General features: G+C 68.5%; 1 pseudogene. It reads right to left on the bottom strand.

The features are described 5' to 3' along the window. Positions 1–298, bottom strand: a pseudogene (locus DVK00_RS21090) (5-(carboxyamino)imidazole ribonucleotide synthase); the annotation flags it as partial. Positions 299–432: the final 134 nt, after the last annotated feature.

Below are 432 nucleotides of genomic sequence, written 5' to 3'. Positions count from 1 at the left end.
CGGGGTCCGGATGGACCGGAACGCCGTGCTCCTCGCTCGCGGCCGCGAGGACGGCCGGGTCCGCGAGTTCGATCTCGAAGGTCAGGGCGTCGACGCGGGCGGCGAGCTCGTCGATCGCGTCCGCGTCGTCGAAGTCGCCGACGATCTGGTCGGCCGCGACGGGCGCCGCCGGACAGTCGGGCGTCGGGTCCAACACGACGAGGTCGACGCCGAGCGGCGCGGCGGCCTCGCCCAGCATCCGGCCCAGCTGTCCGCCGCCGACGACGCCGAGCGTCGGCCCCGGAAGAGTGATCGACATGTGCGAATCGGTACTGAACAGAGATGAATAAGTATTGCCAAAATGCGAGAAAGGTAGACACGAACGCGGATCGACCTGTCGAGCGTGCGCCGTCGAATCAGACCGAGACCCGTTCGAGGTCGCTCTCCAACTCC

It is taken from the genome of Haloarcula sp. Atlit-47R (genome assembly GCF_003665985.1).
Lineage (GTDB): Archaea > Halobacteriota > Halobacteria > Halobacteriales > Haloarculaceae > Haloarcula > Haloarcula taiwanensis.
Note: the sequence above shows the minus strand (reverse complement) of the source record. Positions and strands in the feature narration are given on the sequence as shown.